This is a genomic window from Pseudomonas sp. LTR0 (assembly GCF_036630035.1).
In the GTDB taxonomy this organism is placed as follows: Bacteria; Pseudomonadota; Gammaproteobacteria; order Pseudomonadales; family Pseudomonadaceae; genus Aquipseudomonas; species Aquipseudomonas putida_Y.
Genome location: NZ_CP123734.1, coordinates 4,012,147 through 4,028,885 on the forward strand (window position 1 = coordinate 4,012,147; position 16,739 = coordinate 4,028,885).

A 16,739-nucleotide genomic window follows, 5' to 3' on the forward strand; every position below is an offset into this window, starting at 1 on the left:
CGTCGCGCACGATAGACACATTGACATCCTTGGCATGATGCCTGCCAGAAATCAAACGATCGTTTTATCCGATATATATATGCTTTATCGAATCCAACCTTCCGATTATAGGTGGCGGACTTGTAGGTTTCTGGGAAAAATACGTGCCAGATGGGATGCCATATTGATGACAAAATGATAAATTCGCGGCGATAGGACAACCACTTCGCTTGAAGGATCCGAGCCGAATGAATTTTTTTTCACCTCCCCCCACTGGTACCGCCCGATTCCACTCGCGCTGCGCCAGTCAGGCCCCCCCGGCCACTTGAGCAACACCCTCGACCCCCCGCGTTCAGCACCCGTTACCACAGCCTTCACTCCATACACAGAAGACCGTCGCCGTGCCCCTCAAGACCCTCATCGTATTTGGCACCCGCCCAGAAGCCATCAAAATGGCACCGCTGGCCCTCAACCTTGCCCAGGACGACCGTTTCGAGTCGCGCGTCTGCGTAACTGGCCAGCACCGCCAGATGCTTGACCAGGTACTGGAGCTGTTCGAGATCAAGCCCGATTACGACCTGAATATCATGAAACCGGGGCAGGACCTGACCGACGTCACCACTGCCATCTTGCAGGATCTGAAGCCTGTGCTGGCCGAGTTCAAACCCGACGTGGTGCTGGTGCACGGTGACACCGCAACAACCCTGGCAACTAGCCTGGCCGCCTACTATCAGCAGATTCCGATCGCTCACGTGGAAGCTGGCCTGCGCACCGGCAACCTGTATTCGCCGTGGCCGGAAGAAGGCAACCGCCGCCTGACCGGCGCCCTGGCCGCCCTGCACTTCGCGCCAACCTCCACCTCGCAGGACAACCTGCTGCGTGAAGGCACAGATGCCGCGACCATCTACACCACCGGCAACACGGTGATCGATGCGCTGCTGGAAGTTGTTCGCAAGCTGGAAAGCCCAGCATTGAAAAACCAGTTTGAAGCCCAGTTCAACTTCCTGAGCCCTGAGCGCCGCATGCTGCTGGTGACTGGCCACCGCCGCGAGAACTTCGGTGGCGGCTTCGAACGCATCTGCCAAGCGCTGGCGCAAACCGCCCGTCAGTTCCCCGACGTGGACATCGTCTACCCGGTGCACTTGAACCCGAACGTGCGCGAACCGGTAAACCGCTTGCTGGCCGAAGTGAACAACATTCACCTGATCGAGCCGCTGGACTACTTGCCGTTCGTCTACCTGATGACCCGCTCGTACCTGATCCTCACCGACTCCGGGGGCATCCAGGAAGAAGCCCCGGCCCTCGGCAAGCCGGTACTGGTCATGCGTGATACCACCGAGCGCCCGGAAGCCGTGGCCGCCGGCACCGTCAAACTGGTCGGCACCGACGTGGATTCGATCACCAAAAACCTGGCAAAGCTGCTCACCGACGACGTCACCTACCGCGAGATGAGCTTTGCCCACAACCCCTACGGCGATGGAAAAGCGTGCGCGCGAATCCTCGACGCACTCTCCGCACTCTCTAACTCCAAGGACGCAGCATGAGCTTCAACAAGATTTCCGTCGTAGGCCTGGGCTATATCGGCCTGCCAACTGCTGCCGTATTCGCCGCCCGCAAGAAGCACGTGATCGGCATCGATGTTAACCAGCACGCGGTCGACACCATCAACCGTGGCGAAATCCACATCGTCGAGCCTGAGCTGGACATGGTGGTGCACGCTGCCGTAACCGAAGGTTTCCTGCGCGCCTCCACCGTACCCGAAGCCGCCGACGCCTTCCTGATCGCCGTGCCGACCCCGTTCATGGACGACCATCAGCCGGACCTGAGCTACATCGAGTCCGCCAGCAAGGCCATTGCACCCGTGCTGAAAAAGGGTGACTTGGTCATCCTGGAATCCACCTCCCCTGTCGGTGCCACCGAGCAAATGGCTTTCTGGCTGGCACAAGCCCGCCCAGACCTGAGCTTCCCGCAAGCTCACGGTGAAGACTCCGACGTACGCATCGCCCACTGCCCTGAACGCGTACTGCCAGGCCACGTGCTGCGCGAGCTAGTGGAAAACGACCGCATCATCGGCGGCATGACCAAGAAGTGCTCCGAAGCGGCCGTGCGCCTCTACCGCACCTTCGTCGAAGGCGAGTGCATCATCACCAACGCCCGCACTGCCGAAATGTGCAAGCTGACCGAAAACAGCTTCCGCGACGTTAACATTGCCTTCGCCAACGAACTGTCGATCATCTGCGACAAGCTGAACATTGACGTGTGGGAGCTGATTCGCCTGGCCAACCACCACCCACGCGTGAACATCCTGCAGCCTGGCCCAGGCGTAGGTGGCCACTGCATCGCCGTGGACCCATGGTTCATCGTCAGCCAGACCCCAGAGCTGGCGCGCCTGATCCGTACCGCCCGTGTGGTCAACGACAGCAAGCCTGAGTGGGTGATCGACAAGGTAAAGATGGCCCTGGCCAACTTCCTGATAAAGAACCCGGGCAAGTCGGCCCAGCAAGTGAAAATCGCCTGCTACGGCCTGGCCTTCAAGGCCGACATCGACGACCTGCGCGAAAGCCCGGCCCTCAGCATTGCCGAGCGCCTGGGCAACGAGCTGGAAGCCTCCCTGCAATTGGTCGAGCCGAACATCGAAGCCCTGCCACAGCGCCTGGCGCGCCACGAACACGTGGACTTCGACTACGCCCAGGACAGCGCCGACATCCACGTGCTGCTGGTGAAGCACCGCGAATTCCGCGGCACTTTCAACGTACGCGACGCGGCCTTTGTGATCGACGCCGCTGGCGTCACCCAGGCCTGATGGACCCAACCGCATGAACAACCCCACGCTTGAGAAACCTACCGTGAACACAGAGCTACCTTCACCTTTGGCCGATATTCATGACCGCGTGATGGAAGCCTATTACGGCAAGCTCGGGGATCAGTTCATGCGGGAAACGCAGTCCCGCATCCACTGGATTTGCGCCCAGGTCAAAGGGCGCCGAATCCTGGATGTCGGCTGCTCGCAGGGTATCGTGCCCCTGCTGCTGGCACGTGAGGGCTGCCAGGTTACGGGTGTGGACACCAGCCCGCAGGCCATCGAAGAAGCTAAGGGCTACCTAGCTGCCGAACCTGCCCACATCCAGCAAAACGTTACGTACATCAATTCAGACTTCCTCGCGCTGGACACGCTTGAGGTTGAACCCGACACCGTTGTCATCAGCGAAGTACTCGAACACCTGGTACGCCCGGAGCTCTTTGTCGAAAAGGCCTACGACCTGCTCAAGCCGGGCGGGCGCCTGGTGATCACCGTACCGTTCGGGGTCAACGACTTCATTGACCACAAGCACACGTTCTACCTGATGGAACCATTCCGGCTGCTGGCCGAGCATTTGCATATCATCGAAGTGAAGATGCTTGGCAAGTGGCTGGGTATTGTTGCCATCAAGAGTGAGGCGCATAACCCGGGCACTCTCGACTCGCTCACCGTTGAGCGTGTCCGTGAGCTGGAAAAGGCGTTTGAGTCGATCGAGCGAACTTTGCGTGGAAACCTTGGCGCTATCAGCAAGCGCTTGGACGAAGCGAACAAGAAGTATCGTACCGCCACCGAGCAAATCGCCAAACTCAAGCCCGAGGCTCAGAAGGCTGAGGCACTTTCCAAGCAGTTGCAAACACGCGATGTGGATATTGCGAACCTGCAGAAGTCCAATAGAGAGGTTCTTGAAGCCAAGACACAGCGTATTCAGGAACTTGAGGAAATCCGCCAGCGACTGGATGAGGCCAACAAGAAGTACCGTGCAGCAACTGAACAGATTGCGTTACTGAAACCTGAAGCACAGAAGGCTGATGCCCTTGCACTTCAGGTTAAACAGCTTCAACTGGAACTCGAAACGCAGTTGTCAACGACCCAAAATGAATTGCAACACGCCCAACAAAACTGTGAGGCGCAGGCGAACCGAATCGACCAACTGAGCTCCACATTGAGCACACGTAGCGACGAGCTGCAGGCGCTGCAACAGCAATATCACTCCACTGAAGAACAATTGCGTGCGATCACAAAACAGCTTGCAGCCGCAGAAGGACAGGCTGCCAAAGAAGCAGCGAGTTTTGCCGCACTGCAAGCTCAGCATCATGCGCTGGAGAGCGAGATGCAGAAGCTTTCCAACGCCCACGTGCTAGCACAGAAAACCAACGACACACATGTTGAAAATATCACTGCCCTCCGCGGACGTCAGGTAGAACTTGAAGCTCAGCTGGAAAGCCAGGCGCAGCACTCAAGCAATTTGCTGGCCCAGAGCCAGCAAAAGATTGACGACCAGACCAATATCAATGCGGCGCTGCGCACGCGCCAGGCTGAACTCGAAGCCGAAATGGAAAGCGAATTAGAGTATATGAAGGAATTGCAGGCTCAAAGCCAGCGGGCGAACGCCGCTCAGGCTGAAATCATCGCGCTGTTGAAATCACGGCAGGCTGAACTTGAGGGTGAGTTGAAAGACCATCGGCATGCCATGAACGAACTGCAGACTCAGAGCCTGCAGAACCTGAAAGCACAAACTGACACCATCGCCGTGCTGAAGAACCGCCAATCCGAGCTGGAAAACCAGTTACAAGCAATCGGTGAAGCCCACGCACGCAGCGAACGCGAACACGCCGCACAGGTCAATACGATCAATTCGCTGGTTGAACATCGCGGCGTTCTTGAAGCACAGCTTCAGGCACTGACTGCGGCCAATGCCCAGGCAGAAGAGACAAGCATCGGTCAAGCAGAAGCCATCGCGTCTCTCAACCAAGCCAAGAATGCCCTGGAAGAACAACTGGCACTTGAAACTGCCAGCCGCCAGGCTGCCGAAGCGAGCCTGGCTGCCACCAATGAGCAATGGCAAGCATTGCGCCTGCAACTGGAAGACGAGCTCAACTCATCCAAGGCGGGTCTGGGTGCGGCCAACATGAAGTACCGCGCAGTGACAGGCGAGCAGATTCCTCATCTTAAGGCCAATCTGAATCAATTGCTTGAGCGCAGCGCGGCGCAGCAGCGCAAGATCGACGAGCTGAACGCAAATCTGGAACGCGCCAATACTCAACGGCACCTAGCTGAACAACGCTTGATCAAGACCCGCGCAAGCATGACTTACCAATTGGGCTACCAGATCAAGAACAGCGCAAGTTCACTGGGCGGCCTGGTCAAGCTGCCTGTACGCCTGCTTCGCCTATACCGCAAGGCTAGCCAACAACGTCACCAGAATGAGCAAAAGCTCATTTCAAACGAACCGTTAAAAGCGCTGCTACCACCGGCACCTGTGGTGCATGACGAGAACTACCTCAAACTGCCTGCTGCCCTGCCATCCAGCGAGGCGACCCGCGACACCCTGCTGCGCCAGGCCGACCAGCTAGTCACCCGCCTGAAAGTGGCGTGCGTAATGGACGAGTTCACCTTCGGCTCTTATCGTTACGAATGCGACTTGATGCCGCTGACGCCTTCCAACTGGAAAGCCGAGATCGAAGGCTTTGGTCCGGAACTGCTGTTCATCGAATCTGCCTGGCGGGGCAAGGATGACCTGTGGGGCAGCAAGGTTGGCCACAACGGCCAAGAGCTGCAGGACATTCTTGCCTGGTGCCGCCAGAACAAAGTGCCGACCGTATTCTGGAACAAGGAAGACCCGGTTCACTTCGAGACCTTCCTGACCACTGCCAAACAGTTCGACCACGTGTTCACCACCGATATCGACTGCATCCACCGCTACAAGGGTGCGCTCGGTCACGACCGCGTCTACCTGCTGCCGTTCGCCTGCCAGCCTGCGCTGCATAATCCGATCGAACTGTACGAGCGCAAAGACGCCTTCTGCTTCGCCGGCGCCTATTACGCCCGTTACCCGGAGCGTACCCGCGACCTGGGTAACTTCGTCTGTGAGCTGCCAAAGTTCCGCCCGCTGGAAATCTTCGACCGCAATTTCGGCAAGAACGACGTCAACTATCAGTTCCCCGAGGAATACCAGCCGTACATTGTTGGCACCCTGCCCTTCGAGAAAATCGACACGGCATACAAAGGCTACCGCTACGCGATCAATCTGAACTCGATCAAACAATCGCAATCAATGTTCGCCCGTCGCGTGTTCGAACTGCTCGGCTGCAACACCCTGACGGTGAGCAACTTCTCCCGCGGCGTACGTCTGCTGTTCGGCGATCTGGTGGTAACCACCGACAACGGCGAAGAGATGCTGCGTCGCCTGCAACTGCTGGCCGAAGACCCACTGAACAGCGACAAGCTGCGTCTGGCTGCGCTGCGCAAAGTAATGCAGGAACACACCTATACCCAGCGCCTGGAATACGTAGTGAGCAAGGTGACCGGCACCGTCAAGGCCCAGCGCCTGCCGGAAATCGTAGTTATTGCCGAAGCACAGGACCGCCAGCAGTTCGACATGCTGCGTGGCCATCTGGACCGCCAGACCTATACCCAAGTGCGCATGGTCATCGTCAGCGATGCCTACCAAAGTAGTATCGTCAGCGACGACCCACGCATCCTGGTGATGAAGCCGACCCAGTTGAAAAAAACCTCGCTTGGTGAACTGGTTGGCAATACGCCTTGGGTCGCCGCCTTTGTGCCTGGCGACTACTATGGCCCGAACTATCTGCTCGATCTGGCACTGGCAACTCGCTACAGCAATGCACAGGTTGTGGGCAAGGCAGCGCACTTTGCGTGGAAAGGCCAGAACCTTGATCTACTGTCGACTGAACAGGCTTACCGTCCCGCTCATCAACTCAGTGCTCGCCGAGCGCTGGTGGCAACTGAAATCGTTGCCGCCCAGCCACTGCTGAGCTGGCTGAAGAACCTGCCATCCCTGCAGTACAAACACCCTCAAGGTGTGGCTGTGGACCCATTCAACTATTGCGACAGCGGCGCCGCACAGCAAGCAATCATCAGTACCAGGGTCAATGATATTGAACTGAACTTGGGTATGACTATCGACCAGTTGCAAACTCGCGCACAGTCTGTTGCGCCACTGGAAGTTAGCCATGATGCGCCTGAGATAACTGGCCGGGGCTTAGCTGACATGTTCGGGGTCGCTCGCAACAAGTTCCTCGATCTCTCGGTGGATGGCGACAACTGGCGCGTTCACTCCAAACTTGCAGACGGCAAGCATGAGTATATCTACGCGAAACAGGAATCCAGCCTGGAAGAACTCGGGTGCGAAAATGGTAAACTCAAACTGTTCCTTGATTGCACCCCAGGCCTGAACCTGCAACTGGTCGTGCTGTTCCTCGATGCCGAAAAGCAACGAATCAGCCACATCATGCAATATGCCAACCGCAACCAGACCGCCGATGTACCACCAGAAACAGCTTACATTCGCTTCGGTCTGCGTGCGTATGCAGCCGGTAGCACAGAGCTGAAAGCCTTGGTACTTGGCCATCGCAACTTGCAGCCATCGGAAATGATGGGGCGTGGCGAGCATCTGCTGCTCACCAACCACTACCCTGCATACGCAGACCTCTATCGCAACAAGTTTGTGCATAGCCGAGTATCTGCCTATAAGCAGCAAGGCGTGGAAGTAGATGTTTTCCGCCTGCGCGACAATGAAACCGTCAGCTACCACGAGTTCGAGAATATCGACGTGGTCACAGGTTGCCGCTCTACCTTGGCGAAGATGCTTGAGAGGAACCGTTATAAATCGATTCTTGTTCATTTCTTGGACGAGAACATGTGGAACGTGCTGCGCCCGTATCTGAACACCACTCAGATCACGGTGTGGGTCCATGGCGCTGAGATACAGCCATGGTGGCGTCGTGAATACAACTTCAGTACGGAGGAGGAATTGCGCCTAGGCAAGCTTGCCAGTGACAAGCGCATGAGTTTCTGGCGCGCTATTTTGCAGCCGATGCACAAGAACCTGAAGCTGGTTTTCGTTTCCAGATACTTTGCAGAGGAAGTCATGGAGGACCTTGGCTTCCGCCTACCTGACCGCCACTATGAAATCATTCATAATCCAATTAATACAGATAACTTCAGTTTCATTCAAAAATCAGTAGAACAGCGGAAGAAGGTGTTATCTATCCGCCCATACACCTCGCGGACATACGCCAACGATCTAACGGTCAAGGCCATCGAACTACTGGCAGAAAAGCCGTGGTTCAAGGACATGAGCTTCCACCTTGTCGGCGACGGACCACTTTTTGATGAAACGCTTGCACCACTGCGTACGTACTCAAACGTGCGCATTGAGCGCGGGTTCCTGAACCATGGGGAAATCGCCGCACTGCACAAGGAGCACGGCGTGTTCCTGTGCCCAAGCCGTATGGATACCCAAGGTGTATCGCGAGACGAAGCCATGGCATCAGGGCTTGTACCTGTCACAACCGGCGTGGCAGCAATTCCGGAATTCGTGGACCAGGAAAGCGGCTTTGTCGTCGAACCGGAAAGCGCCGTACAACTGGCCGAGGCTCTTGAGCGAATCTACATGGACCAAGCGCTGTTCTCCGCATTGTCCCATCAGGCTGCACAGCGTGTACGTGGGCAAAGTGACTGGAAGAAGATGGCTGCCCTTGAACTGAACACATTCCGAGACGTTTGAAGTAGATATGAGCAAGTCTTTGAAGCATTACGTTTTCACCAACTTTGGCATCGGAATCAAGGATGAGCTTTGGTTGTCATATCGACTGGAGATCTTCACCAATACGGTGTTCCCGTCTCTATCCAATCAAAGCAACCGAGACTTTGAGTGGACGATCTTCATTGATGAAGCTCTTCCTGTATTGCACCAGGCACGACTGGAAGCAGCGATCAGTTCCTCAGGCCTGAATGCCAAGACGTTGAAGGTCAGCGATTATTCGCTGACCAACAGAGAGGTGACCAGGCTTCTGGCGCAGGCGCGCGAAGACATTGTGCTCACATCGAGAATCGATGATGACGACTGCATTCACGAAGATGTAATCGATACAATTCAGCAACACGCGCACTCTAATGAACATGACGAAGAGATGCTGTTGATCTCGCTGCACAATGGCTTAGAGTTCTTACCATCCGATGACTGCTACCGAGCTGTCACCTATGACACCCTGGCCTTGGCATTAACGCTCGTTGATAAAACTCGCGGCACGAAGAGCCGGAGCATCACTCAATACGCACACCATCTGGTCGTAGAGACCTTGAAAAAGCAGGAAATCAACGCCAAGCATATATTGCTGAAATCCAAGCATCCGCTGTATACCTACACAAAGCATCCTCTGAGCGACTCGTATTTCTTTGGGGCGCGCGCGAGGATTCTCGGCGATACGAGCAAAATCAAAGGATTGAAGGAGTCTCAACTGCGTGCTTTCGGTTTGAGCCAACAACGCCTAGATTTCCTGTCCGCCCTCCTAAAACAATCGCCTATCGGCATGCCGCACAAGTACCTTGAAAAGCTGGGCAACGTGCGCAATCAGATCAAAGTTGAACTTAATAAGGGCACGGAAGTGCCCAGTGAAAACCTCGACGCCCTGATGGCGCGCAAAGCAAAGCTCGAACGAACCGCTGTTCGTCCAAACCCGGCTGGCCCACTCAAGAAAAAAATTCGAGTTGCTATTCTTGGTTCATGCGTCACCCGTGATCTGTTTGAGTTCCAGAAGAGTGCACTTGAGGCGTTCGAAATTTGCTTTTACATGGCCCGCTCGTCAGTTGTCTCCTGGATGGCACCGCCCTGCTTCGACCCAAAATTGGGGATAGATGCCAGTTCTTTTGAGGGTAAGCGCTCCCATTGGGATCAGCACAAGCTGCACTGGCAACTACTCGAACAGTCCCGTCCGGATATCGTAATCATCGATTTCATTGATGAACGAATTGGGATTGTCCAACACCAGAGTTCTCTGATGTCTGCCAGCGGACCATTGCTAAAAGCACTGGAACGGAAGAGCATTCCTCATGAGATCAAGCGGCCGTGGAGCCCGGAGATAAAACAACTGCGTGAGTGGGCGCTGCCCGCATTCCTTGAAAGGGTAGCTAATATTTGCCCGAATATCTTCGTCCACCGAGCGGTCTGGGCACATCAGTATAAGAAGGACTCCGGCCTTGAAAGCTTCAAAGGTGGTGAATTCGAAAAGCTGATCGAGCTTAACAACGCGGTCATCGACCCAATGCTCGCAACCCTCGAAGACTCGGCAACCGCGGTTGAACAGATTGGGGGGCTCGAGGCGGGACTGGTTGCCGGTGGCGATCATAAGTGGGCTTTCTGCCCCTACCACTATGACAGCACCTATTACAAGACTGTTGCTAAGCAACTACTTGCAAGAATCATGAGTTGATCCAAAGGAATAATAGAAAGATGAAATTCAAAACTGCCGCTCTGCTCTCCCTCCTTGCCCTTGCACTTTCCGGTTGCGATCAGCAATCCGCTGACTCTACCAACGCGGACAATCAGGCAGCAGAAGTAGCACAACCACAAGCAAAAGCTGAACTAAACCTTGCTGATGGCACTGTCCTGCAGCTTAATGCGGCACACATGAAATCCTACGCCAAGCCTAACAGCGCGGGAAAACTGAACATGCACGAGTACAATTACACGGCTGCCGACAAGCTGGCCGAGAACGATGTGTACATGCAGTTGCAAAATGCTGGCTTCACCCGCAAGGTCATCAGCAACGATAGCAGCCAATTCAAAGTCCAGTACTACAAAAAGGACCTACCTGTAATTGGCGGCATCTACACTACTGTCAACAGCGGCAAAAAGCCAGCAACAATCGCAACCATTTATTGGCAAGAAAAATGATCCAGACAGCGTCGATTAACTTTATTGAAAGAATCATCCGCCGATGAAGCTTCAGCATCATATAAAATCGACGCTGGGCTGGTGCCTGTCGTTAGGCATGAAGCTCTTACGAGTTGTGCCACTTACAACTATCACCGTGCAAATCACAACCTTGGCGAGCCAGATTTTTCTGCTGCTCGCCTTTTTCCTGCCTCTTAAGGTTATTATTCTACTAGGCTCAGAAAAAATACCGAACTACTTCCCCACAGCCCTACAGGCTGTAAAGAAAAGCCATCTCATTGTGTCACTTAGTATAGCCGCAGCGGTATGCTATATATTCTATCTGCTCAGCGAATTATTAATCGCCTATTGCTGCCGCCAAGGTGCCAGAACACTGTTAATGCGCAGCGCCAAACTCAACATATTTGAGAACCAGGAAAAGATTGCAGCCTATGCATACTCGAAATTCACTCGAGCCATGGCTGCCGCGCTATTTTTCACCCTAAGCGCTCTCGTTCTCCTGATGATTTATCCGAAGCTGCTTGTCATCGTACTAACATATATGACTCTGGCATCGCTCCTGTGCGTGACTACGTATAACCTCAGCCCTGCTATTCAAGTGCAATTCCAGCAAAATCACGGCAATATCCTCAATGCGCTGTCCGCTACTGGCTTTCTTCTCAGTTTTTTCTGCTTGGTCGCGGACTTTCTGTACTTCCCGCACCAACGTATTTTTCATGCTGTCATCGCAGTCCTGGTCATGCGTCAAGCCTTACAACGCATGACCAGCATGGTGCAAGACATCGTCAGTCTGCGTATGCAGCACCGTCAGATCAATGCCATGTTTTTCCAATCCCAGCCCTTGCTTGAGCAACGCCAGAACAACCATCAACTCGAACGCCTACTTAGCCCAACCAGTCGCGAGGACTGGGTAGAAAAGCTCCTGCACCAAGCGGGTGTTGATACGCGCAATGGCCTCCAAATCAGCTGGCATCAGATAGATGCTGTTGATGTCTATGCATTTCACATCACCGTGCAAAGCAATATCGAGCCTGAAGAATACCTGGCAAAGTTGTTCGGCAATAACATTGCCAATTTGGCTGAGCAGGAGCGTCTGCTGTTGGGAAGCCAACCGAATCTCCCATCGCTTGAATGGCTGGGCCATTACCTTCTTCAAGGCGTCGACTGCCACCTGTTCCGACTGAATGGCCATAAAAAGCTGGTCCGCCGACAGATAGGCGATGGCGTCGTAGCCATCAACGAACAGCTCATGCGCTGCGAGCCGGCGAGCGAATTGATTTTACGATTTAGCCGCACCCGCCCATATCTCGAGCAACGTCTGGAACGAAGCATGCTGGAAACGCTGCGTTTCGTATGCTCGACACCGGAGGAGGCAGAAAAGGTAGAGCGTCTACTCGGCTCTTGGGAGTGTATTATAAATAAACTCAGCGGGTTACCGCGGCAGATCATATCGCTGGACATAACTTCAGAAGCACTTCTGGTTTCGGCCTCACAGCAGTACCAACTTAGCCACTGGAGCAGTTGGCGCATTGAGGCAGTTGGCAGCAACTGGCCGGTTGTGGAAAAAGACCGCCTTCGCAAGGCGATTGAAACAGCACGCTGCGAGCGCCCAAGCTTGGCGAACACGACCACCAACGATGTAATACTGTCTGCATTCATGTATAGCTTAGAAAGGTTCCTGCTTAGGAAAGATTATCCAGCGGCATTGAGGTTGCTGGATGACATTCTTGCTGCCACTGAATCCCCCTCCCCCGTAGAACTCAGGCAGGAATCCATCCAATGAAAAAAATCGCAATGATCGTCTGGAACGAATTTCTCAACGACGCGCGAGTGCTCAAGGAAGCCCAGACATTAAGAAACGCAGGTTATCAAGTTTGTGTCTTTGCCTTGCACACGCCCGGCGTCACTCGACAACGAGATCGCTTGAACGACGGAATCGAAGTCGTCCGTGTGGCGCGCAGTCCGCTATGGAAATTACGCAACCGTAAAGCGCCATCTGCTTCGCCCCTCCAAGCCGATAAGAGCCAGGGTCCTAGCGGCAACCTAGGTTTCAAGCATCAGCTTTTACGTCTCGTTGTCCGAGCGTGGACTCATGCTGCACTGCTCGTCCACATGGTTCGTTATGGCGCTCATGTGGTGCATTCACACGACGTAAACACCCTGCCAACTGCATGGCTGGCCGCCCGTTTGAGTCGCGCTCGCCTGGTGTACGATGCACATGAGATAAGTACCAGCCGTGAAGGTTATGACGGCTTTCGCCGGTTGGTGGGCATGGTCGAAAAGCGGCTTATGCCCACGGCAGATGGCACAATCACAACCACAGATGCTCGTGCTAAGTATTTTGCTCGGGCCTATCAAATCGTACGCCCGACCGTGCTGCAAAACCGGCCAAGGCTGACACACTGCGGCTCGACAAATCGGATCCGCGAAGAGCTTGGCCTTACTGAGCAATGGCCGATCATTGTTTATCAGGGTGGCTTGCAGCAAGGCCGTGGTCTCGAGAAGCTAATTCGTACCGCAGCCAGCGTGCCAGAAGCCTACTTCGTGCTCATCGGCGGGGGGCGTCTGGCGTACCTCCTGAGTCGGCTTATTGAAGAACTTGAACTGCAAGACCGAGTGCGCATAATACCTACTGTCCCACTGGCAGAATTACCAAGCTATACGGCATCTGCTGACATCGGTGTCCAACCTATCGAGAATACCTGCCTCAACCACTATACAACAGACTCGAACAAGTTGTTTGAGTACCTGATTGCAGGGTTGCCCGTTGTGGCGACCGACCTCCCAGAAATCCGCCGAATCGTGCGAAAGCATGATGTTGGGATACTCGTTCCAGCCAATGATCCAACGAACCTTGCACAGGCACTGAGCGTATTAGTTAATGATGTAACCTTGCGTAAAACGTATGCACAAAACTCACGCTCGGCTGCTTCAAGCTTAAACTGGGAGGAACAGGAGTCGCGCCTGATTGAGTTGTATCAAAGGGTTCTTTGTCCAACTCCGCAGGCGAGAATATGACCACGCGGATTCTGCTGCTGAGTTTCTACTACCCACCGGACCTTTCTGCTGGCTCGTTCCGGGCCGAGGCGCTTGTGGATGCACTACGTGCCGAACTTGGCGACCAGATAGAAATCGAGGTTGTTACCACCCAGCCGAATCGATATCACTCCTTCACCGCCAGTGCCGTGAGCATTGAAAGATTGCCACTTCTGACAATCAGGCGTATTGACGTACCTGCACATCGCAGTGGCATCAGGGATCAAGCGCAAGCATTCGCCAGCTTTGCCTTTAATGCACTGAAGATCACCCGCAAGAGAAAGTACGACTTGGTCTTTGCGACCTCATCTAGACTGATGACAGCATCTCTTGGTGCCCTGATAGCCAAGCGTAATGGCTCCGCACTTTATCTCGATATTCGCGATATATTGGTCGATACCGTACGTGAGCTACTACCATCGCGCCTTGGCCAATTGGCAGCTTCGATCTTTTCGACAATGGAACGATGGACCGTCAAGCAAGCCACGAAAGTAAACTTGATTTCACCGGGCTTCTTGCCTTACTTTAATACACGTTATCCCGGTCGAACGTTCACGCTTTATACCAATGGTGTAGATGACCTCTTCATCGAACCTAGGCTGTCGCTTCAGCCGTCGAATCCTTCGATCCGCTCCGACCGCTTGCAGGTTGTATACGCCGGCAATATTGGAACGGGCCAAGGGCTGCACCAAATCATTCCCGAACTGGCCAAGCGTCTCGCGGACAAAGTCGACTTCCATCTGATAGGCGCTGGAGGTGCGTTAGACACCTTGAAAAAGGAACTGGCACGCGTAGAGGTCGAGAACGTGCGTATATCGCCGCCAATGAAACGCGATCAGCTGTTGCAAGTTTATCAGCATGCTGATGTTTTATTTTTACATCTGAATAACCTGAAAGCTTTCCGGCGCGTACTCCCGTCGAAACTTTTTGAGTACGCGGCCACTGACAAACCCATATGGGGTGGACTATCAGGATATGCTTGCCGATTTGCGAAGAAGCGGATAAAAAACTCTGCATTGTTCCCGCCTTGCGATATTGAAGCAGCAATTCTCGCTTTGCAGCACCTTGAGATCCAGAAAACATCGCGCCTGGAGTTTGTGCAGCAATACTCACGCCGATTAATAAAAAGAAAAATGGCGCTGGACGTGCTGCAGATCTCTCCGAACTACATTGGGCGCTCGCCACGCGCCAGCCTGAGTACTCCATCTGAGCATGATCCACTCATCACTGATACCGATAAGCCCGTAAACACATCATAAGTAAGCGAACCCTCTGGACCTTTATGCCGGTCGCCACCCGAGCACAACTACAGGAATGATCTAAGAAAATGACAAGCGGACTTCATAAAATGAGTCTGTCCAAGCTGGATGGGATTCGCGGTATTGCTGCAGTGATCGTGATTTTCTCCCATGCGCTGTTCTGGTACTATCCAGCGATGCATCTAGGAGGACGCACCAAAGGCCGTCCATTGGATGGAATCGAGTGGTTCGACAGCCCGTTCTCCTTCTTTTACCGTGGCGGCTTCTCGGTATCAATGTTTTTCATCTTGAGCGGTCTGGTACTCACCTATAGCATCTCAAGACATACCGGAGTGCTTGACGCAATTCGCAAGGCAGCAGTTAAACGCTACATCCGATTAGGTGTACCTGTAGCCACCTCAGTGCTCATTGGGTGTGCGCTGATGAAGTTTGGCGTCTATGATGCACCGGATGTTAGCCCCGTTCCGGTGCTCTCAACCCCGTATCTTTTCAACGCAACATGGGATGGTGCTATGCGGGACGCTTTGTACGGGGCTCTTGCGCTGGGCAATAGCCGCTACAATTATGTACTTTGGACGATCCAGATAGAACTGGTAGGGTCGTTTGCGATATTCGCCGCCTTCGCGCTTTTTGGTGGTAGTCCATACGTCTACCGCGTTTTCTGCGTTGCTGCATTTCTGGTGCTATCAGCTTCAACAAACAAAACAGCTATGTACACATCGCTGTTCTTTCTAGGCTCCATGCTGATTACGTTCCGATTCAACGAGGAGAGAACCAGCACCTTGAAGTCTGGGGTCTGCTTGATTGGCCTGCTCATTGGGCTGTATTTGGCCGGCTTCCACTCTGCCAGTGCTTCGTACACAATGCTCAGTAACCTGAGCGGCTCATTGTCTGCTCTGACAGGCTATCAACCGTCGTGGCTATTAATCATGCCGGCGTTTGGTGGCCTCATCATTCTCCTCAGTGTACTGAACGCTCAACGAACATTTGCTGTTTTGGATAGCGCGCCGATGAAGTGGCTAGGCAAGGTTTCTTTCTCACTATACCTGCTGCATACGTTCATTCTTGTTGTCGTTGCTCAATTTTTTACTAAACATCTCGGGATGAACTTTTCTTCCATGCTCATGGCATTGAGCACAACCATATTTCTTACTCTGGTTGCCGCTCACTTCTTCCACCAGAAGGTGGACTTACCAGCCATCACGCTAGCAAATAAATTCTCCTCGCTCTTGCTGGGCTCAAATACTAATACAATGAAAACTGAAACAGTACAGCAGCAACCAGCTCAAGCATAAAGCCTATGGTGAAGACGAGCTTTATGCTCGGTCTTCATCGTCTATTTTTGAGCCGTTTAGATAGCTCACACCGTCAACCTTCAATAAACTGTAAGCACTCCATGAACCCTACCTAGCCAAAGATGGGCAAAGTACTTAGCTATGTATTTGAGGCATGCAATTCCACGGTAGCAGCGCTTCGTACTCTTCCACCGAGGACGCATACGGTAGGTATTCCAGAGCGTGGCGCAGTCACGCATAGGGCTCTTGACCGTTGGCTTTGGCGGTTTCGACCAAACCTTTCATCCGCAGGGCGCCCTCGGCTGGTTCAGTTACACCACTTCCCGGGACACGTTCGATACAATCGACAGCCGAGGCGCTTACGCAGAAACCCGGACCTGGCTCGCTTTCAAACGCCAATCGATCAAACCTGACTTGAAGCGCTCCGTGGGCATCAAGGGCACCTTTAATTG

At 53.9% G+C, this 16,739-nt stretch carries 9 protein-coding genes and 1 pseudogene; 9 read left to right on the plus strand and 1 reads right to left on the minus strand.

The genetic code is table 11. From position 1 onward, the window contains the following. The first annotated feature begins 380 nt into the window (after positions 1–380). The 9 genes from wecB to QCL51_RS18480 all read left to right on the plus strand — a co-directional run bounded on the left by wecB (position 381) and on the right by QCL51_RS18480 (position 16,287). Positions 381–1,523, plus strand: a complete 1,143-nt coding sequence (gene wecB / locus QCL51_RS18440) for a UDP-N-acetylglucosamine 2-epimerase (non-hydrolyzing) (protein ID WP_338443956.1) — start codon at positions 381–383, stop codon at positions 1,521–1,523. Beyond that, the gene (wecC, locus tag QCL51_RS18445) at positions 1,520–2,782 is read left to right on the plus strand and encodes a UDP-N-acetyl-D-mannosamine dehydrogenase (RefSeq protein WP_338443957.1); all 1,263 of its coding nucleotides are present in this window, start codon (positions 1,520–1,522) and stop codon (positions 2,780–2,782) included. The genes wecB and wecC overlap by 4 nt, the downstream gene beginning before the upstream one ends. A 13-nt stretch (positions 2,783–2,795) precedes the next feature. Further along, entirely contained in the window at positions 2,796–8,528 is a 5,733-nt protein-coding gene (locus QCL51_RS18450) for a methyltransferase domain-containing protein (protein ID WP_338443959.1), read from the plus strand. A gap of 7 nt (positions 8,529–8,535) precedes the next feature. After that, positions 8,536–10,233: a DUF6270 domain-containing protein gene (locus QCL51_RS18455; protein ID WP_325948645.1), complete on the plus strand. Its 1,698-nt coding sequence runs from the start codon at positions 8,536–8,538 to the stop codon at positions 10,231–10,233. Positions 10,234–10,253: 20 nt separating this feature from the next. Further along, complete coding sequence (locus QCL51_RS18460) at positions 10,254–10,697, plus strand: hypothetical protein (protein ID WP_338443960.1); 444 nt, start codon at positions 10,254–10,256, stop codon at positions 10,695–10,697. 43 nt (positions 10,698–10,740) lie between these two features. Then, positions 10,741–12,480 (plus strand): hypothetical protein, encoded by a 1,740-nt coding sequence (locus tag QCL51_RS18465; RefSeq protein ID WP_325948648.1) that lies wholly within the window; start codon positions 10,741–10,743, stop codon positions 12,478–12,480. Beyond that, positions 12,477–13,715 carry a glycosyltransferase family 4 protein gene (locus QCL51_RS18470; protein ID WP_338443962.1) on the plus strand — a complete coding sequence of 413 codons (1,239 nt, stop codon included), beginning with the start codon at positions 12,477–12,479 and terminating at the stop codon, positions 13,713–13,715. Before QCL51_RS18465 ends, QCL51_RS18470 begins: the two co-directional genes overlap by 4 nt. After that, the gene (locus QCL51_RS18475; RefSeq protein ID WP_338443964.1) at positions 13,712–14,992 is read left to right on the plus strand and encodes a glycosyltransferase family 4 protein; all 1,281 of its coding nucleotides are present in this window, start codon (positions 13,712–13,714) and stop codon (positions 14,990–14,992) included. Before QCL51_RS18470 ends, QCL51_RS18475 begins: the two co-directional genes overlap by 4 nt. An 89-nt stretch (positions 14,993–15,081) precedes the next feature. Continuing rightward, positions 15,082–16,287 carry an acyltransferase gene (locus QCL51_RS18480; RefSeq protein WP_325948652.1) on the plus strand — a complete coding sequence of 402 codons (1,206 nt, stop codon included), beginning with the start codon at positions 15,082–15,084 and terminating at the stop codon, positions 16,285–16,287. A 135-nt stretch (positions 16,288–16,422) separates the two neighbouring features. On the opposite strand, the pseudogene QCL51_RS18485 reads toward QCL51_RS18480, so the two are convergent. Beyond that, positions 16,423–16,581, minus strand: a pseudogene (locus QCL51_RS18485) (transposase domain-containing protein); the annotation flags it as partial. Positions 16,582–16,739 lie beyond the last annotated feature (158 nt).